Source organism: Bacillus sp. XT-4 (assembly GCF_050864245.1).
Classification (GTDB): Bacteria; Bacillota; Bacilli; order Bacillales; family Bacillaceae; genus Bacillus; species Bacillus altitudinis.
The window spans coordinates 680093-699833 of the sequence record NZ_JBPAFI010000002.1; the positions used below are offsets into that span (position 1 = coordinate 680093).

A 19741-nucleotide genomic window follows, 5' to 3' on the forward strand; every position below is an offset into this window, starting at 1 on the left:
TTTTATTTTTCGCCTACGGATGAGAGGACTTGAGCGAGTGCATTTGTGACCTTGCCATGCTCTGATGCATGCGGCCGGTCATCTCCATCTCCATAGCCGTAATCAATCATGCGATTACGGTTTAAGCAAAGCTTTGTCAGCTGAGGCTGGAATAGATCAAATAAAGCAAAACGATCTTTTAGCTGTGGAAATTGCTTTTGATACTGCTGAATTTCTTCTGCAAGCAGGCGCCAAAGCGTCGTTTCATCTAACAGATTGTGATTGTCTAACACGTTTGACACGTAACGAAGATTGCAAATAAACAGACCCGTAAAAATAAATTGTACAAGACCCTCAGGCGGCTCACTACGCAGCACTTCCTTTAGATCTTCTTCTAATGAAGCCAATTCAGGCAGCGGTTGATCACTAATGTTCACATCATCAACAAAATCTTTGATCGCCAAACGATGCGGCTTGTGATCTTTTAATACAAGAATTGTATTTTGTCCGTGCGGTGAAAACACCGTGCCATATTGATACATAAAGTGCAGAAGCGGCGGCATGACAACATGGAAGAATGACGCCATCCATTCTTTTGCTGACAGACCCGATTTTTCAATGAGCTGCTTTAGATAAGGCTCGCCTTCATGATCCTCATACGTCAGTGCCGCCAGCGTAACAGGGCTCTCCCCTTCATCTAAATACGTATAAATGCTTTCTCTAAAAATGACCCCAAGCATTTCAAGGTATTGATATGGCGCACCAGGTAGCTTGCTGTAATAAGGATGATCAACATTGATACTCGCATTCTCACCTGGTAAAATGACGCGGCATACATCGGATAAAAAGGCGTCTTGATCGGCAATTCCTTTAATATGCGCTGTAATACGTGGCGCAATCACCGTACGTTCTGATGGGAGCCCCCGGTACACTAGCGTATTTAAAATACTCATTGGCAGTTTAATATGATGCTTGCCTTTATTTGAGATGTTTGTAAAGGTTCTGATCGATTGCTGTGGAATATATTGATCCAGCCCTTCTCCTAAATACACGATACGGCGCATGGCTAAATCTTCAGGGAAATGCTGGATGATCATATGCGTCCACTGCCATTTATGAACAGGCATCATATAATAATCAGCCGCATTCAGCCCTTCATCCTTTAACACACGTTGGAATTGACGGATCGTCACTTCGTCTAATTCTTTGGCAATGATGTGCTCATAGTTCTCATGATCGACCGCATGGAAAGTCGCAAGCTCTCGGTGAACAGCAATCCAAGACAGCTGCACACATTCCTGCCTTTCAGGTGCATAGGCTAAGTAATCTTCGTAGCTGAACCCAATACGCCCTTTGTTATAGACGATCCACGGATGACCAGTCATCTCGCCTTCAATCCATGCGTAATCTGTATCTGTTAGCTCATCTGCACGAAGTGCTTTTTTCGACAGCAAATGAACATCCGCTAACAAGGTATGGTGAAGCTCTTTGATCAAATGACCAGTTGTTTCAGAAGACATTGGGATGATTGGCTGAATGTCTAGTAAAAACACAATGGCACTAACATCCTTTGTCCACGTTCCGTCTTGACAGCACTCGATCGATTCAGCAATCGTATCAAAACTATCAAACAAACGAGGTTTTGCGAGATAACGATATTTCTTCTGTTCGTGAATGATTAATTCGTATTGGGCGATGCCATCTTGATGATTTAGCTGAACGGGATGCAGCATATCCTCATACATATATTCGGACAGCATTTTTGCCACCATTCGCTGGTTTGCTTTTTTCCAAGCAGCAGGATTGACCGCTTTTTTCAATTCATCTTGTACACTCATCGGTTCATCCTCCTTACCCTTTAATTTCTTCAAATGTATTTGCGTGTTTATGTGTACCGAATGTCTGGAAAACATGCTTTTGATAAAGTGGATACACAGGTCGACGAGCCAGTTCATTGATAATGACACTGTTTCGGTACGCCCCTAGCCCTAAATCTGGTGCGCCTACTCCATGTGTATGAAGCTCTGCATTTTGTACAAAAATATCATTCTCACCTAATGTGTTTGTTTTCAATCGATATTCACGTTCAACCTGGAAGCGTCCTTGATGATCCCACTGAATATGATGGGAAATCGGATCAATAAATGGCGGTAATACAGATTGATAGCCCGTTGCCAAGACGACAATGTCTGTCTCATGCGTAAAGGATTCCTCTTTGACCCATTGATTGCATGAAAGCGATAAGCCGTCCCTCGTTTCCTCAATCAAATTGACCTCCGTCATCGCCTGCAGCACGGTGTTCAGCTGCTCTCCGCAAGTAGAACGTTCATAAAGCAAGTGATAAATATCTCGGATCATCGCTGAGCTGATGCCTTTATACAGCAAATCTTGCTGCTTTAATAGCGCATCTTTTTTAGGCTGAGGAAGCTCATAAAAGAAATCAATATAGTCTGGAGAGAAATACTCAAGACCCAAATTTGAATATTCCATTGGGAAAAACCCTTTAGAGCGTGTAAACCAATGAATATCCTTCGCCTCATCGTCTGATAAAATGTCATAGAATACTTCTGCCGCACTTTGACCAGAACCGATGACCGTCACGGATTTTCCTTTAAAACAGCCTTCTTTCTTTCGTTTCAAGTAATCAGCAGAATGAAACACCCGATCCCCTAAAGCTGGCTGAAGAGATACTGGTACCGCAGGCTGTGTGCCGATACCTAAAACAAGATGCTTACTTTCAAACACCTCTACCGTTTGATCTTTCACATGACGGACATGCACTTCATATCGTTTTTCTCCAGCTTTTTCAACGATGGAGACAGATTCGACATTCATGCCAAATCGACAAGAATCTAATTGATCCGCGACCCAGCGGCAATAATGGCTATATTCCTTGCGCGGGATATGGAAGTCTTCTAGAAAGTAAAATGAATACAAACGGTTTTGTTCCTGCAAATAGTTGAGAAAGCTATATTTGCTTTTCACATCCGCCATACTGACAAGATCCGCTAAAAAGGGGACTTGAAGTGTTGTCCCTTCAATGAGCATACCTGGATGCCAGTGGAACGCTTCACTTCTTTCAAAAAACAAAGCGTCAATTTCGTCTACTTCTTCAGATAATGCAGCAAGCCCTAGGTTAAATGGTCCAATACCAATCCCAATGACATCCACTACATTATTTTGCTTGTTGAACCGCGTCATGGTTATACTTCCTTTCAAATCGATCTCGATGACAAAACATCAAAAGACCTGTTTTATCTGGTAAAGTAACTGGTTTCACACGTTCGAATCCACACTTTTCAAAGACATGAATCATTTTTTCGTTCCGAATATCTGGCTCAGCCACGATTTTTTCTGTTCGTTTGTTCTGCTCAAACTGAAATGCTGTCATGGCTTGAAGCAGCGGAGCCGCAAATCCTTTCCCTACATAATCTGGCTCTCCAATTAACAGGTGAATGCCTTGATCATGCGGAGAAGGCTCATAGTACGATTCAATGATATCCCCTTTCACATTGTATGCTTCAAAATAGCTCATCGGCGTGCCATCAATGGTTCCTAAATAAAGGGTTTGATGCGGATCATGAATGGCCTGATAAAAGTGCTTTTCAAAAGCAGGAAATGGAATATTCAAATGCCAAAATGGGTGGACATACTCTTCTTGCATCCACTTGTGGACAAGCTGGACGTCCCGTTCATATTCAGCGCGAATGAACCCAATTCGATGCCTCATCCAATCAGCGCCTCCTTATGTAAAAAGAGCGGATTCAACACAGACGTGTACCTGGATTGAGTTTCTAAAGAACCCGTCAGCTCATCCATATCTTCAAACCTCGTGAGTAAGTTCGCTTTTGAAGGCAGCTCCTGTGACCGAAGAAGACTGTTCGTCAGCTCAGATGCACCATATGTCTCTTCATGCGCAAGCAGTGTGTCTCTAATCAGGGCTAATAAATCTTCTTCTTTTGCAAGCCCCTCTGTACCAAAACCATTCACAAGACCAAACAAATGATTAAAGAAGAAATAGTAACGCAGTCTCTCAACCGCTACATTGTCTGCACAAATGGTTTCACTTCTGACGCTTAAGTTTTGAACAAGCTTCGCAAGCTGATCCTTTTTCGATTCACTATAATAGTAGCCTTGATTGTCACGATAATAGAATGTGTGCGGATATCCATTCTTTAGCTGTACGACAGCATTTTGCTGATGGGCTTCAAGGGCAAGACCATACGTTTCAAACAACCAAAGCATCGGCTCTAACGAAATCGATAAATATTGTGTGAACCAATCACGGCTGACATCTTCTGTTGATCTGCCTTCAGCATCTGCTAATTCATTGATAATGCCTGAAAGCCTTGATTTTCCTCCGTATGCATGATCCTGACATAGCCCTGCAATTAAGCTTGCCCCTTTTTCATGATGCAAAAATGGATTTTGACGAATGACGACTTCAAAGCCAGATTCCGCCTCATCCCCTTGAATAGATAGATACGCAGGATCTTCAATCACACGGAATCCAGAGAATTTGTCATATAATGAAACGCCTAATTCTGTTTTTAAGATACGAGACATCTCAACTCCACGATCAAGTTCCTTTTGTTTGTTAACGCGTAAAGAGTTTGTGATCTTTACAGGGACAGAGAATTTAAGCATGTACGCAGAGTCTTTTTGATAGACCGTTCTAAAGGAAGATGTCGCTGTGTATTCAGATCCTAGCGGCCCTAAATACGTCAGCATTCCGTCCTCTATATAACGCTTGACGAACGCTTTCTCCATGACCACTTGGACTTGTAGCGGATGAATCGGAATCAGGACATATTGACCGCCTTCTGTTAACGTCATCAGTCTCTCTTTTTCTTCTGGCATCTGTCGCATGAGCTCCTCAAACATGAGGCTTGCCGCAGACTGTGAAATTGAAGAATCCTGAAGCACAATTGACGGATGTGCTTTAAAGTAATGAAGCTGGAAAGAGCCTTTCAGCTCAGGAGAATAAATAGCTTCCTCCTCTTCTGTCATTCCTTGTCTGCTTTTTGGTGTAGGATGCGTTAAATGCCCAAGAAGGAGTGACTGCTCCGCTTCGATATATTCAAAATCAGCTGAAGAAAGAGCTGCTCGATCACTTTCTCTCTCTCTAATGAATCGTTCAATATTCCGGCAGCTTAAAATGATGCGAAGCATGAACTCATCCTCTGCATCTGTGCGGCCATATTCAATGAGAAGTTCCTTTGAACATAAAGCAACAAGTGTGGTGTAATCGATGATCGTTCCCTGTTGCTCACTGCCTTGCGGGCGAAAGCGAACGGGAAAATCAAAGAGATGACGGCCTACAGGCGAAAAATATCGAATCGGAATGACAAGCTCAAGATCTTGTTTTGCTAATGCTGCTACAAATACAAGTGAGCCGTCTGCTTTTGTCTCTTTCTTTGCAGATCGATCAATTCCTGTTTCACGTAAAAAACAGTTTAAAAAGCTTTGCATCGTTGCATTTTCAGCCATTTGTTTATATTGACTCAACGTAGTACCCTCCCGGATTGAATATGAGCGATCCCGATATCAACAATGTCAGAAAGGATTTCCTCAATATGTGTAATAGTCGTTCTCGGATTTAACAAAGTGAATTTTAAGCATGTTTGACCATCGGCTACTGTTTTTGCTACGACAGCCGTTCCTGTTTGGAAAAGTGTGCGATGAATGATTTTATTGATGTCATCTGCTTGATGATCATCCATAAAACGGAACACGACTGCATTGATTTCTGGATCAGGATTGATCACCTCAAGATGCTCATTTTTCTCAATCAACGTAGTCACATCTTTCGCAAAATGGATGGTATGGTCAATGATACTTGCAAATCCTTCTTCTCCAATCATACGCAGAGAGAGAAGGAGTTTTAGCGCATCAAACCGGCGCGTCGTCTGAACAGATTTATTCACGAGATGCAGAATGCCTTCCAGTTCATCTTCCTTTGGATTGAGATAATCTGCATGGTAATCAATCAAACCAAAATGTCTTTTATCCTTTAGTAGAAATGCCCCGCAGGAGATCGGCTGATAAAATTGCTTATGAAAGTCGATCGTGATCGAATCAGCCAGCTCGATGCCATCTAATTTTCCTCGGAAGGTTTTGCTTAATACAAGCGCTCCTCCATAGGCAGCATCTGCATGAATCCACAAACCGAAAGGCTTCACCATGTCATATATGTCACGTACAGGATCAATACTGCCAAAATCAGTTGTCCCGCAAGTCGCCACGACTGCAAATGGAAGCAAATCCTGCTCCTTAAGCTCCATAAGCTTCTTCTGCAAATCATGCAGGTCCATTCGGTGATGTTCGTCTGTCTCAACTAACACAACAGCCTGCTCACCTAAACCTAGCTGAGATGCTGATTTTTTCACAGTGAAGTGGGCATTCTTGGAGCAAAGTATCCGCATACGGTTTGCCTCACTCGGCAACCCTTTCTGCTGTACATTCCATTGCCAAGTGTTTTCGCAAAATGCATCTCTTGCTAAAAGCAGTCCCATGTAGTTAGATTGGGTTCCACCGCTCGTAAAGGTCCCATCTGCTCGTTCTCCATAAGAAAACTTTTCACATAACCACTTGAGGATTTCCTCCTCAACCAAAGATGCAATGCCGCTTTGATCAAAGGAATCCATTGATTGGTTAAAGGAACTTACGATCACCTCTGCTGCCAGAGCAGGGATAAGAGGTGGGCAATGCAAATGTGCCAGGCATTTAGGATGTGACACATCAACCAAATGCGGTAAAAGGTGATTTTTTATATCTTGAAAAACAGACTCAATGGATTCACCAGCCGGTTGAATCTGGAATAACGATTCGACGTGAGTCGCTAATTTCCCAGGCAATATTCCGCTATACGGTCCTCTGCTTGTTTGCCACTCTGCCAGTAAGCTGTCGATGGATGTGTAGAGAGCCGCTTGGAAGGACTCCCTCCCAAGCTGGCTTTGTTGAATAAATAATGAATCGACAGATGGTTTAGTTGACTGCATCGTAAACTGCCTCTTTAAAAATCGTGATGACTTTTTCAAGCTGTTCTTCTGTCATGGTCAAAGGCGGTAAGAATCGAATCACACTTCCAAAACGGCCTCCTGTCTCCACAATTAAGCCTTTATCAAAACAATTCTTTTGAATGAGACTGGCTAGCTCTGGATTTGCTGGATAACTGCCGTCCACATCCTGTTTCTCATCTGGATTCACAACTTCAACACCAATCATTAATCCTCTTCCTCGCACATCACCGAGAGCAGGCACTTGTTTTTGAATGTCTTTTAGATTGGCCTGCATACGCTGACCAAGCGCTTCTACATGATCAAGCAGATTGGTTTCTTTTATATATTTAAGCGTAGCAGTTCCAGCTGCCATCGCCATTTGATTTCCTCTAAACGTGCCAATGTGTGCACCTGGATTCCATTGATCTAAGTCTTTGTCATAAATCACAACGGATAGTGGCAGGCTTCCCCCAATTGCTTTTGATAACACAATGACATCTGGCACAATACCAGCATGTTCAAAGGCAAACATCTTACCAGTTCGGCCGATGCCTGATTGAACCTCATCAATAATAAGTGGAATTCCTTTTTCTTTTGTGATTCGTCTCATTTCTTGTATCCATTCAATTGATGCCGGGATGGAGCCGCCCTCCCCTTGCACCGCTTCAAAGATCATGCCTGCTGGCGGGAGAATTCCACTCTCAGGATCATTTAATACACGCTCAATATAAGAACTGGAAATGCGATGTGAGTCTTTACCGCCGATTCCAAATGGGCAGCGGTATTCATATGGATAAGGCAGGAAGTGAACATCTGGCATTAATCCTTGTACTTTTTCCTTTGGCGATAAGTTGCCGCTTAATGACATCGTGCCATGCGTAGCACCATGATATGCTCCGTGGAATGATAGAATGGAACGATTTCCCGTCGCTGTCTTGACTAATTTAATTGCTGCTTCTATAGCATCACCACCAGTTGGTCCACAAAATTGAATTTTTGCTCTTTTTGCAAACTCTTCTGGCAAGTGAGAAAAAATCTCATTCACAAATTCTTCTTTAATCTCTGAAGTGATGTCCAGCGTATGCAACGGTCTTTTTTCATGAAGCATACGTTCAATAGCATCTATAACAACCGGGTGATTGTGACCAAGGGCAAGTGTTCCTGCACCTGCTAGGCAGTCATAAAATTCTCTACCATCTGCATCTGTCACGATCATACCTTCGGCTTTTTGCATGGCTAATGGGAACCGTCTCGGGTAAGACCTTGCATTAGATTCTCTTTGACTTTGTTGCTCTAAAAATTGCTGATTTTTAGAAACGGTTTTGATGGACATAATAAAACACTCCTCCAATTGATAAAGATTATCATTTTCATTTACTAGCCTAGAGGATGTAAGATACGAAAGTCAATTGTATTCAAAAAGATGATTCTAAAAGCATATGAATGCTATATTCTCTTTTTAACGAGTAATTTCGTGTATTTTTTACAAACATCTACAGCCATAAGGGCGATGTAACGTTTGAGTATGAAAAATATTGAAAAAAATTACAAAACAATTCTCCTGGTTCTTTTGCTCTATGCGTTGTAGCTCCCTTGCTTGATACGCGACGGCCGAATGAAATGAATGCAGTAAAACAAAAAATGAACGTTATTTTATCTTGATATAAATGGTTATGATGGTATAATTTCTCTGAAACGAAAGGGAATCGAGGGAGATCTGATGATTTTAACGAAGCATGACCTTCACCACTACTTGGCACAAGATCAGAAAGCACTTGCCATCAATCGAAAAAGACCAAAGTGGCTTGGGGATGATATTTGGAAATATCAAAGATATTTACGAAAATATGAGTACTATACGAATAGCGGTGCTACGTTACGCAAATGGTTTTATCGTTACTTACATAAAAAGAAAGGCATGCAGCTTAGCTTTGATATCCCAATTGGTGTATTTGGACCTGGGCTCAGAATCAACCATACTGGGCTGTTGATTGTGAACAAGCACGCCAAAATCGGATCGTTTTGTGATATTCATCAAGGCGTGAATATCGGTCAAAACCATCATGAAAAAGATGTGCCCGTCATTGGAGATCATGTATGGATCGGTCCTGGCGCTAAACTGTTTGGAAATATTTATATTGCGAATCATATTTCCATCGGAGCAAATGCAGTAGTGAATCGCTCCTTTCATGAAGAGCGGATTGTCATTGCAGGTGTCCCTGCTCAAAAAATAAAAGAAAAAAGCCCTTCTTTATGAAGGACTTACTTGACCAAAGCAGTGAGCCACATGAGATAAAATAAGATGGATAAACATGAGGATCATCCTGCCCGAGCCCCATCACCATTTATCCTAAGATGCTTTGGCGCAATCAAACCATCAATCGGTAGCAACTTGAAGTGAAACAAATCGCCACAGCCGTACTCTCTAATTTGCGTTGGAGTACCCGAAGACCAGCATGAGAAAGTACAAGACAAAGACGAGGATGGCAATCGCATAGATGAGAATGGACACAATCAGTACTGTCCAGCCCAACCCTTTTCTTCCTGTTTGAATGAGATATATTCCAAGTGTGAAGAGCCCGAGTAAAAGACCTAAGATGGCCCATAACCATTTATTTTTCCCGTGTTTTGGTGCATCAACGAATAGGTAGATTGCGACTAATATGGATACAAACCAACCTGTAATCCATTTCACATTCATCCGCCACCCTTCTTTTTCAATTTATTGAATCTTACTATACTTTTTTCCTAATCTTAAAAACAACTATTCAAATGAATGATTCGGAAGGCTTTGCCATTCTTCTCTCAGCATCCCATACCGCATCGAATCATAATACTCCCCTTGATAGTAACGTACCTTACGCAGTCTTCCCTCAAGGATAAACCCGCATTTCTCTGCGCAACGCATCATGCGTTCATTTCCAGACCAGGTGGTCAGGCCGATGCGTGGGATATCAATGTGTGAAAAGAGTTCATCGATCCATAGACGCAATGCCTTTGTACCAACGCCCCCATTCCAAAAACGTGAGTCATAAATAAGAATCCCACACTCCAGCCAGCGTGTGCGTTCATTCTCCCAATAATAAGAAACTGTGCCCTTTAATTCACCTCCGACATCAATGCCAAATAGTTTTGGCAGGACAGAATCATCCTGTAAATAGCGTTTTTTAAATGCAGCAAGCGATATGTCATGTTCAATAAAATACGGAGCATTCCACTTTCGATAGGCCTGATCTGGTGCTTTAAACCTTAAATGCCATACCACTTCTAAATCGGTTTCGTCTAATGGACGTATGCTCACAATCTCTTCTTTTTTTCCTTTCATCTGTTCACGTTCCTTTACTTTGTCGTTCTTTTAGCAAGATGACGATACTCGATTGGCGTCATGCCTTCATTTTGCCGAAACAGCTTTGAAAAATAAGTAGGGTCATCAATGCCTACATGTTCTGCAATGAGAGCTATTTTTTCATTCGTTGAAGCAAGCAGGCTTTTGGCTTTTTCAATTTTGAGTCGATTGATGTACTGGCTCGGCGTCAGTCCGTACACGGTCTGCATGCACCTTGTCATGTAATCAGGATGATAATGGAGAATCTCTGCCAGCTTCTCCATCTGTAATTTTTGCGTAAAATGACGTTCAAGATAGTGAACCACTTCTGAAGCGACAGTCTCCTTTGCACTTGGAATATGAAATGCTTCTTTTTGTAAATGAATGAGCATTTCCTCAAATTGAAGCTGCTTTTTGAGCTGAAGTTCAGACGCATCATCATTTAAAGCGCGCATCGCTGAAAGATGCTTCTGTAGCACGCTTCCCCCTTTCACTTTTCCTTTTCGGGGCAGACGAAATTCATAGCTTGCTGCTTTTTCAAAAGTGGCTTGATTTTGCTTCATGTCAAACCAGTGTTCTCTCGGCCGATCTGTAAACTCAAATGAATCAATTGAAAAATGCAGCCACTCATAAAGTGTTTCTTCTTTGCATGGAAGATGTCCACCATGGGCAAGTCCCGGTGATAAAATGATATATTCTCCCTCTTTTACGTGATGAGGCACCTCGTCTTCTGTGATCCACAGTTCACCTTTCGTGACATAAAGAAGATCAAATACGGTGAAAATTCTGGAGATATGTCGTTCTCCTGGGTGGAATACACCTTTGCCTGAAGCAATATAGACTGGAAATGGCGGTACAGTAAATGTAATAAACGGACCCATATTCATCCCCTTATGAAGTCGGATTTCTCCAATAAGTTTCGGTTTCATCTCTTCTTATTATAGTCGATGCAAGGTACACTATAAATCGGATTTATACGAAAGAAGGTGATGTGATGAAACCACAAGCACTGACAATACAAAAGGTTCAAGCCAAAAGTGAAAAATCCCACCCTTCATTATTTGCATTAACTTGGCCTATTTTTATCGAAATCTCTTTATATATGCTGATGGGGAGCGCAGATACACTGATGCTCAGCCAGTATTCTGACAATAGTGTTGCCGCAGTAGGGGTAAGCAATCAGCTACTAAATCTATTGATTGTGATGTTCAGCTTCATTACGACTGGGACGACGATTGTCATTGCGCAGCTTTTAGGAGCGGGCCGCAATCAGGAAGCGACCCTAGTTGCCTATGTATCACTAGGCACCAACTTCCTCATTAGCTTTGTGATCAGTCTTCTTATGTTTGTGTTAGCTGTGCCCATCCTGCATATCATGGGATTATCAAGCGAGCTCATGCCAGATGCAACCGTCTTTTTACAGATTGTCGGCCTGCTGTCTTTTATACAGGCGCTCATTATGACCTATAGTGCTATTTTAAAAAGCTATGGATTCACGAGAGATACGATGTATGTCACCATCGGTATGAATCTGTTAAACGTTGCTGGTAATTATTTGGTCATCTTTGGACCATTTGGCTTCCCTGTATTAGGTGTCATGGGTGTTGCTCTTTCCACATCATTTGCACGGTTGATCGGTCTAACAGCCATGATCCTCATTGTTCGACACCGCATTGGATTGCGGTTTTCATTCAAGCGAATGTTTTACATCCAGCGAACGCATTTAAAAAAACTGCTAAAAATCGGCATTCCTTCTGCTGGAGAACAGCTTTCTTATAATGGCTCTCAAATGATTATTACGCTGTTTATCACATTTATGGGCACGCAAGCACTGGCAGCAAAAGTCTATACCCAGAATTTGATGATGTTCATTATGTTATTTGGTGCCGCCATTAGCCAAGGAACGCAAATCTTAATTGGGCGCCTGATCGGGGCGAAAGAATTTGATGCGGCCTATCGAAGATGCATGAAAAGCTTATACTGGGCCATTGCCATCTCGCTTCTTTCTTCTACTGCTTTATCTTTATCATCGACGCATTTACTTACTTTTTTCACTAGCAACAGTGAGATCATTCAAATAGCGAGTCTCCTCCTCATATTGACGATTATTTTAGAGCCTGGACGTTCTTTTAATATGGTCATCATCAACTCCTTGCGGGCAGCTGGTGACGCGAAGTTTCCAGTCTATATGGCGATGATTTCAATGTGGGGCATCGGCCTTCCGATCGCTTATTTATTAGGCATTCAACTTGAAATGGGCCTTATCGGGGTTTGGATTTCTTTTATCGTGGATGAATGGGTAAGAGGTATCTTCATGTATAGGCGGTGGCGTTCAAGGGTGTGGACGGAGTACCGGTTTACTTCCACATAAAAAGGACTGCGGGTGCAGTCCTTTCAGATTGTTGTCAAAGGGCTAAAACGAACTTTATTTTACCCCTTTGTCTTCTTTTCATTACGTAATATCTTCTAAAATAAGTGCTTTTTCTTGTGTTGAAATATATGACCGCTTCGTAAAGACGCGGTATTCGTTTTCTCTAGTTTTATCTAAAATAGCCTTATAAAAGTGAGCAGCTGCTTTCACTGGTATCCTTGAATAAAGTGGGAATTCATGGAGATGGTCAAAAAATTCCTCATAGTACGCCTCTGCCTCAAACGCAATATATTCCCATACGTGCTGGAAGGCTTGATTGACGATCCCTTCTTGTAATTCTTGCTCTGTATACCCAAATTGATCCATGACTTGTTTTGGCAAATAAATGCGGTTCCTTTCCGCCTTATCCTCACCAATGTCTCGAAGAATATTGGTCAACTGCATGCCAATCCCAAGGGAAATCGCTGCTTCTTTTAGCTGTTCTTTTTTACGCGGTGCAATGATCGGAAGCAGCATTAATCCAACTGTACTTGCGACATGATAGGAATAGATGAGCAGTTCATCTAACGTTTCATATCGATGCTGCTCTAAATCCATCTCCTGTCCTCGCAGCAGGTCACGGAATGGGGATTCATCCATACGAAACTGTTGAAATGTATACTCCAGCGCCACCCACATTGGATCATCACGATCTACTTCTCCTTGCAAGAAACGTTCAAATGCCTCCTGAAAAGACGCCAGTTCTTCCTTTGGTGAAGGAGACTCATCTACAATGTCATCCGCTCTCCTACAAAAGGAATAAACAGCCCAAACAGCCTGTCTTTTCTTTTTAGGCAGCATGGAAAAGGCACGATAAAACGTTTTTGAATGGGTTTGAATGGTCTCTTCACATATTTTCAATGCTGTTTGCACATCAACCACTTAGCTTCACTTCCTTTCTGTTGTTCAGCTCTTTAAGCAGTACAGAAGCCATGAGCTTTGCACTTTGCATCACGATCGGTACCCCGCCGCCGGGATGGATGGAAGCACCTACCGCATATAGATTGTCTACATCTGCAACCTTTACTTGCGGGCGAAACACACCTGATTGAAACAAATTAGGAGCGAGTCCAAAGCTGCCGCCTTCAAACAATCCTTCTCGCATTGAATCATTCGGTGTTCTCACCTTATGCCAGACAACCGCCTCTCGCAGCTGTGGAAAGCCTCTTTTTTCAAGACGCTCCACCATTTTATCCACAAAGTCTGTCTCTTGTTCCCAGTTGATGTGATCTCCTGATGGAACAGGAATGAGCATATATAGGACACTGCTGCCTTCTGGGGCAAGGGATGGATCGATGGTCGATGGATTAAACGTATAAAATGATGGATCTTGAGGTATCGTTTTCGTTTGGAACACCTCTCTCATATGCTGATCAAAGTGTTCTCCCATGAAAAATTGATGAACAGGTGCTTCATCGTATACTTTGTTTAACCCTAGATACACCATCACGCAGCCGGAGGATGGAACGTATTTACGCCGGTCTTGTTCACCTAAACCAAGCTGTTTTAACGCCGCTGGATAATCTCCGTTCATCACAAATGCATCAGCTACTATGTGCTCATCATTTATTTTTGCCTTGACCACACGTTTCCCCTCAAACTCAAATTGTGCGACTTCTTCACTTTTTCTTATGCGTACACCCGTCTTTAAGAGCTGTCTCTCCAATATATCTACTAAACTCGCATATCCGCCTTTTAAATAGTAAATTCCGTGTGCGTGCTCACTATATGAAACAAGCGAATAAATGGCGGATGCTTCATACGGATTTCCTCCGACATAGAGGGTTTGAAGTGCATATGCATCTCGGAGGCGCTCATCTGAAAAATATTTTTTGAGAGAACTTTGAACGGTTCGATATGCTTTTAATTTCATTAAAATCTTCATGTTCGCTTTTGTAAAAAAGGTTCGTTTTTCATGAAATGATTTTTCTAGAAAAGCTTCCTGCCCTTCTTGAAACCGATCCGTCATTTCTTGCATAAATGTTAAATATCCCTGTTCTTCCTTTGGAAATACACGTTTGATTTCTTCTAGTTGTCGCCGTGTATCAGAGTATTTCGTGTAGGAGGTTCCATCTTGATAGTGGATCGTATACAGCGGATCGAGCTGCAAGAGATCAAGAGATGTTTCATCAATGCCTACGTCATGTAAAATGCCTTTTAACATATCAGGAAGTAGGACAATGGTCGGACCTTCATCTACTTTATATCCTTTCTCACGTACAAAAGCAAGTCTCCCGCCGAGCCGTTCATTTTTTTCAACAAGGGTGACATCATGTCCAGCTTTTTTTAAATAGAGGGCTGAGATCATTCCGCCAATACCGCCGCCAGCAATCAATATATGTTTTTTCATGAGGCGCTCCCCTTTTCTTGATGTGGCACTCTTTTATGCGTATGTTTCTCTTTTGACAGAATCGCATTTGTCGTAATACGAGCTGATTCTAAAATGGTTGGCAATCCACTGCCTGGGTGGGTTCCTCCACCAACGAGCCAGCAGTGTTTCAACTCATCAAATTCATTATGCGGCCTGAGTACCATCATCTGCGTCAACTGATGTCCAAGATTAAATGTAGCTCCTTCATATACATACAGCTCTTCTTCCCAATGCTTCGGCGTGATCATCCGCTCGACTTCAATATGCTGCCTGATATTCTTAAAGCCCGTTTTCCGCTCCAGTGTATCCAGCACAAGCTCTCTAAATTCTTCTTGATGCGCTTCCCAGTCAATACCGCTTTGATTATTGGCAACGGGTGCTAACACATAAAGAGCGGACTTGCCTTTTGGCGCAAGCGAATCATCTGTCACACTTGCATTTTGAATATAAATGGATGGATCATCCGGCAGCTCAAAGGTTTTCGTAATCTCTTTGACGAACTTCGCATAGTCATCGGAAAAAACGATGGTATGATGCGGCTCATCATATATCATATCTAAACCTAGGTACAGCATAAAGGTGGAGCATGAGAATTTTTTCTTTTTCAGTTTCTTCTCGCTATATTTCTTTAAAAGCCCCGGCTCTACAAGCTTTGTCATCACGTGTGCAAAATCACCATTTACGACGACCTCATCTGCCTGTATTTCTTCACCAGTTTCTAAGCGAATGCCCTTCACTTTCCTGCCTTCCGTCAGCAACTTCTCAACTCCAGTTGATAGATGAAGGGTAGCCCCAGATTCAACAGCTGCCTTTGCCATCGCTTCTGACAGCTGATTCACTCCGCCTTTCGGGTGATAAACGCCTGTGTCATGCTCCATAAAGGAAAGAATTGAGAACGCTCCTGGGCATTCCCAAGGTGACATCCCTAAATATTTTGATTGGAATGTAAAGGCATATTTCACTGATTCATTTGAGAAATAATCCGACAGCACATCATATAAGCTTTTATTTAATGAGAGCTGAGGAAGTGCTTTGATGACTTTTGGACGCAAATAATGATGGAAACGATCCATTTTACTTTGTAGAATCGGCGTTAGGCTGTCCATTTTTCGTTTTGTATCATTCATAAAACGTACATACCCTTCGCCCTCACCAGGTGCAAAGGCTTCTAGTCGTTTGTACATTTCGTCTCGATCTCGAATCATATCAAGCTTCTCATCTTGAAAGATTAATCTATACATTTCTTTTAATTCAATCACATCTATATAATCATAGAGATTCTTACCGGCAAAGGTGAATAGCTCCTCTGCAATATGAATCATACTGAGAAAAGTAGGACCTGTATCAAACGTGAAATCACCAAGTTGAAACTTAGAGTTACGTCCGCCAACAAAGGACTGTTTTTCATATATATGAACATCATGTCCTTTGCTTTGCAACATCATAGCTGCTGCAAGTCCCCCTGGTCCTGCTCCGATCACAATGATTTTCATTATCCTTTTTCCTCCAAATTAATTCACTTTAAGTTAATTATACAAATTGAAGCGGTTAGATCAACTTTTGATGTGCTCTAAAAGTCTCATGTTATGTAGCAAAAAAGCCGACTTCCTTTCAACAAGTGCAAGAAAGCCGACCCTTTGTTATGCTTCTATATCAATTCGATATGTTTCAAACCAATGATGAATCTGTGCCAAATGGGCAATGAGCTGTGGGCCTTTCATTAACTGACCATACCAAGGAACCTGGAAAGAAGCCCCTTCCGTTTCAATCAGCTGTTTTAATTGATGTGGATCTAAAAATTCATGAAGCACAGAATCCTTTTGCGCGAGACAATCTGTTAACATCTCTTTTACCGCCTGAGTATAAGCAGGATGATGTGTTTTCGGATAAGGGCTCTTCTTGCGATAAAGCACTTCATTCGGTAAAATTCCCTCTAATGCTTTCCTCAAAACCCCTTTTTCCCGATTTCCATACATTTTCATTTCCCAAGGAATATTCCATACATACTCAACAAGACGATGATCTGCGAATGGAACACGTACCTCAAGGCTCGCCCCCATGCTCATACGATCTTTTCGATCCAGAAGCGTGGTCATAAACCAAATCATATTTAAGTAAAAAAGTTCTCTTCGGGCTTTATCTACTCCGGTTTCTCCATCTAAAAGAGGGGTTTCTGCCACGGTTTCTTCATATTTGCTTTGCGCATATTCCTTCAGTGATAATTTCTTTTGCCATGAGTCTTGAAGAAGCTGAATGCGTGCTTCCGTTGATCTCATCCACGGAAATCCATTGGTTTCGCTTGCCATGTGAAACCATGGGTAACCTCCAAAAATTTCATCTGCACATTCACCTGATAAACCAACAACAAAATCCTTTTTAATTTCTCGGCAGAACCATAGTAAGGAAGAATCAATATCTGCCATCCCCGGCAAATCTCGCACTTCAACCGCTTCTTTCAAATAAGAAGCCAGCTCTTTTTGCCCGATGATACAGCTGTGATGATTCGTTTGAAACGCTTTGGTCATTCGATCAATCCACGGCCCGTCAGCATTGGGCTGAAATTGACTTGCTTCAAAGAATTGATCATTTCCGTCGTAATCAACGGAATACGTATGCAGCGGGGCTTTCCCTATTTTCTCAAAGTGCTTGGCGGCAATGGCTGTAATGGCACTAGAATCCACTCCACCCGATAAAAACGTACATACAGGCACATCAGAGACGAGCTGTCTTGTAACGGCATCCGTAAATAGTTCCTTCACGTGCTGAGCGGTGTCATCAAGCGAGTCTGTATGCTGCTTGCTTTTGACATTCCAGTACCTCCACACACGCAAACCATCTTTTGAAAAGGTTAGGGCATGTGCCGGCCTCAGCTCTTTCACCCCTTTAAATACGCCTTGCCCTGGTGTTCTAGACGGCCCTAGGCCAAAAATTTCTGATAAGCCTTCATGATCGACTTTGGCTTTCATCTCAGGATGAGCCAGAAGTGCTTTGATTTCTGAACCAAACAAAAAGGAATGATGACGTTCTGTATAGAAAAATGGCTTGACACCGAGCCGGTCTCTCGCTGCAAATAATAATTCACGCTCACTATCCCAAATGACAAATGCAAAAATTCCATTAAAATGGGTCACACACTCTTCCTTCCATTCTGTATAGGCGTGAAGAAGAACCTCTGTATCAGAATGCCCAAGAAAGCGGTGCCCCCTTTTGAATAATTCTTTTCGTATATCCTCCGTGTTATAGAGTTCTCCATTGTATACCACCGTATAATCATGGTGTTGATGGGTATATGTCATCGGCTGCTTTCCACCTTCAACATCGACAACAGCTAACCGTTTATGGCCGAAAAGAACGTGCTCACTTTTCCACGTATTTGTATCATCCGGCCCTCGTTTAGATAATGTATCTGTCATTTGATTGATTACATGATCCTGTTGGATGAGCTGCTTTTTAAAGTCTGCCCAGCCTGTTATTCCACACATCATCATCAGCTCCCATCCGTTTTTCATCAAGTGTTCTCATTTAGCCTTTCTTAGTTTATGCATCGTCTCCTTGATAGTTGATTTGTCCTTTTTTGCCCTGTGTATAGGACAAGCTTCATTTGGTAAGAAAAGAAAGAGGAAAGGAGGTTTTGCGAATGGAGAACCGCATGACCTATCTTCAGCAAAACCACCCAAAATGGTGTAACGGGTACTTACTGATGGAAAACGGTCATTGTCTGATTGAAGACGAAGAAGGAGACATCATGCTGCCTGAAAGCCTTCAAAGTTCTATGATCTGTTTGAAAGAAAAGGATCGATGGACAAAAGGAGAATTGCTCGGGTCTGTCGTTCTTTGTGATAATGGGAAGTTGATGGAGGTAAAAGGCGGTGAACGCATTCAATATACAGCGTCTCTTTCTAAAGGGTGGCTTGATTTGCTTATGTTCGTACCAGAAAGCGTCTTTTATCAGATCATTGACCATGTAGAACAGCTTGGCTTTTCCGTCTATGATTGTGTCTTCTCTTCCTTCCATCCTTCTCATCGCGTGTCTTTTTTTCAGTTTTCAGGAGACATGCAATCACTTGCCCTTCAATGCCACCATCATTCGGGTACAAATCAAGTTCAATTGGAATGGACGACATCTGACGGTCACCGGCTGATGTCTCAGTTTGATCTCACATAAAAAGGGCACTGCTTTTGATAAGCAATGCCCTTTTTATCTTAAAAGATATGGAAACCGATCGGCAGACGTAAGCCTAGAAGAATGGTCACAATGGCAACCACGATAAAACCAATGAATACACCCGTCACCGATTTTCCTTTTTTCTTGCGTACAAGGACCATTTCCATGAAACCAATCACAAGAATACCAAGTATCATTTTTCCAACATACTCGCCCCCGTAACCCGGGATTTTCATTCCTGTGCGAACATACAGCTCTACGCCTGTTGCAATAATAATCAAGTAGAACAGTCGTACGATCATATGCACAATTTTAGCGCCTTTATCGTTTTTACCTGCTAATGCAAAGGCAACGAAAAATAAAATAATACCTAGCACCCACGCTGTAATATGTAAATGTGTTCCCATTTGTGATTTCCCCCTTTATCAGAACAATTACCTTCTCATCGTACCACGAAATAAGTCGAACACAAAGCGACAATCCTGTGTCA

At 42.2% G+C, this 19741-nt stretch carries 17 protein-coding genes; 3 read left to right on the forward strand and 14 right to left on the reverse strand.

Annotated features, from left to right (window positions below):
- Positions 1-2: 2 nt before the first annotated feature.
- From ACRRMM_RS08765 to ACRRMM_RS08790, 6 genes are read right to left on the reverse strand one after another with little or no spacing between them, the layout of a single operon-like run.
- Positions 3-1817, reverse strand: a complete 1815-nt coding sequence (locus ACRRMM_RS08765) for an IucA/IucC family protein (protein ID WP_206114273.1) — start codon at positions 1815-1817, stop codon at positions 3-5.
- Between the two features lie 13 nt (positions 1818-1830).
- Entirely contained in the window at positions 1831-3180 is a 1350-nt protein-coding gene (locus tag ACRRMM_RS08770) for a lysine N(6)-hydroxylase/L-ornithine N(5)-oxygenase family protein (RefSeq protein WP_428828869.1), read from the reverse strand.
- The gene (locus tag ACRRMM_RS08775) at positions 3155-3709 is read right to left on the reverse strand and encodes a GNAT family N-acetyltransferase (RefSeq protein ID WP_007499091.1); all 555 of its coding nucleotides are present in this window, start codon (positions 3707-3709) and stop codon (positions 3155-3157) included. Before ACRRMM_RS08775 ends, ACRRMM_RS08770 begins: the two co-directional genes overlap by 26 nt.
- Positions 3706-5487 (reverse strand): IucA/IucC family protein, encoded by a 1782-nt coding sequence (locus ACRRMM_RS08780; RefSeq protein ID WP_428828868.1) that lies wholly within the window; start codon positions 5485-5487, stop codon positions 3706-3708. The genes ACRRMM_RS08775 and ACRRMM_RS08780 overlap by 4 nt, the downstream gene beginning before the upstream one ends.
- Positions 5484-6980, reverse strand: coding sequence for a pyridoxal phosphate-dependent decarboxylase family protein (locus ACRRMM_RS08785; RefSeq protein WP_428828867.1), 1497 nt, complete (start codon positions 6978-6980; stop codon positions 5484-5486). The genes ACRRMM_RS08780 and ACRRMM_RS08785 overlap by 4 nt, the downstream gene beginning before the upstream one ends.
- Positions 6967-8313, reverse strand: a complete 1347-nt coding sequence (locus ACRRMM_RS08790; protein WP_035392469.1) for an aspartate aminotransferase family protein — start codon at positions 8311-8313, stop codon at positions 6967-6969. The genes ACRRMM_RS08785 and ACRRMM_RS08790 overlap by 14 nt, the downstream gene beginning before the upstream one ends.
- 387 nt (positions 8314-8700) lie before the next feature.
- Between ACRRMM_RS08790 and ACRRMM_RS08795 the strand changes: the two genes are divergently transcribed.
- Entirely contained in the window at positions 8701-9237 is a 537-nt protein-coding gene (locus tag ACRRMM_RS08795; RefSeq protein WP_428828866.1) for a serine O-acetyltransferase, read from the forward strand.
- Between the two features lie 168 nt (positions 9238-9405).
- Here the strand turns inward: ACRRMM_RS08795 and ACRRMM_RS08800 are convergent, their stop codons facing one another.
- The 3 genes from ACRRMM_RS08800 to ACRRMM_RS08810 all read right to left on the reverse strand — a co-directional run bounded on the left by ACRRMM_RS08800 (position 9406) and on the right by ACRRMM_RS08810 (position 11186).
- Positions 9406-9681, reverse strand: coding sequence for a hypothetical protein (locus tag ACRRMM_RS08800; RefSeq protein ID WP_008348576.1), 276 nt, complete (start codon positions 9679-9681; stop codon positions 9406-9408).
- Between the two features lie 63 nt (positions 9682-9744).
- Positions 9745-10305, reverse strand: a complete 561-nt coding sequence (locus ACRRMM_RS08805; RefSeq protein ID WP_035392472.1) for a GNAT family N-acetyltransferase — start codon at positions 10303-10305, stop codon at positions 9745-9747.
- Positions 10306-10319: 14 nt separating this feature from the next.
- Positions 10320-11186 carry an AraC family transcriptional regulator gene (locus tag ACRRMM_RS08810; RefSeq protein WP_025207121.1) on the reverse strand — a complete coding sequence of 289 codons (867 nt, stop codon included), beginning with the start codon at positions 11184-11186 and terminating at the stop codon, positions 10320-10322.
- A 113-nt stretch (positions 11187-11299) separates the two neighbouring features.
- Between ACRRMM_RS08810 and ACRRMM_RS08815 the strand changes: the two genes are divergently transcribed.
- Positions 11300-12676 (forward strand): MATE family efflux transporter, encoded by a 1377-nt coding sequence (locus ACRRMM_RS08815; protein ID WP_268357517.1) that lies wholly within the window; start codon positions 11300-11302, stop codon positions 12674-12676.
- An 81-nt stretch (positions 12677-12757) separates the two neighbouring features.
- Here ACRRMM_RS08815 and ACRRMM_RS08820 read toward each other — a convergent pair whose 3' ends face one another.
- The 4 genes from ACRRMM_RS08820 to asnB all read right to left on the reverse strand — a co-directional run bounded on the left by ACRRMM_RS08820 (position 12758) and on the right by asnB (position 18568).
- Positions 12758-13597, reverse strand: a complete 840-nt coding sequence (locus ACRRMM_RS08820) for a phytoene/squalene synthase family protein (protein WP_024720032.1) — start codon at positions 13595-13597, stop codon at positions 12758-12760.
- On the reverse strand, positions 13590-15065 hold the full coding sequence (locus ACRRMM_RS08825; RefSeq protein WP_428828865.1) for a phytoene desaturase family protein: 1476 nt from the start codon (positions 15063-15065) through the stop codon (positions 13590-13592). The genes ACRRMM_RS08820 and ACRRMM_RS08825 overlap by 8 nt, the downstream gene beginning before the upstream one ends.
- A complete protein-coding gene (locus ACRRMM_RS08830; RefSeq protein ID WP_428828864.1) occupies positions 15062-16579 on the reverse strand; it encodes a phytoene desaturase family protein in 1518 nt (505 codons plus the stop codon). Before ACRRMM_RS08830 ends, ACRRMM_RS08825 begins: the two co-directional genes overlap by 4 nt.
- A gap of 147 nt (positions 16580-16726) precedes the next feature.
- Positions 16727-18568 (reverse strand): asparagine synthase (glutamine-hydrolyzing), encoded by a 1842-nt coding sequence (asnB, locus tag ACRRMM_RS08835; RefSeq protein WP_024720029.1) that lies wholly within the window; start codon positions 18566-18568, stop codon positions 16727-16729.
- Between the two features lie 155 nt (positions 18569-18723).
- Here asnB and ACRRMM_RS08840 point away from each other — a divergent pair, with 155 nt between their 5' ends.
- Positions 18724-19251 carry a DUF2777 family protein gene (locus ACRRMM_RS08840; protein WP_008348597.1) on the forward strand — a complete coding sequence of 176 codons (528 nt, stop codon included), beginning with the start codon at positions 18724-18726 and terminating at the stop codon, positions 19249-19251.
- A 38-nt stretch (positions 19252-19289) separates the two neighbouring features.
- Here the strand turns inward: ACRRMM_RS08840 and ACRRMM_RS08845 are convergent, their stop codons facing one another.
- The gene (locus tag ACRRMM_RS08845) at positions 19290-19658 is read right to left on the reverse strand and encodes a YisL family protein (RefSeq protein ID WP_007499115.1); all 369 of its coding nucleotides are present in this window, start codon (positions 19656-19658) and stop codon (positions 19290-19292) included.
- Positions 19659-19741 lie beyond the last annotated feature (83 nt).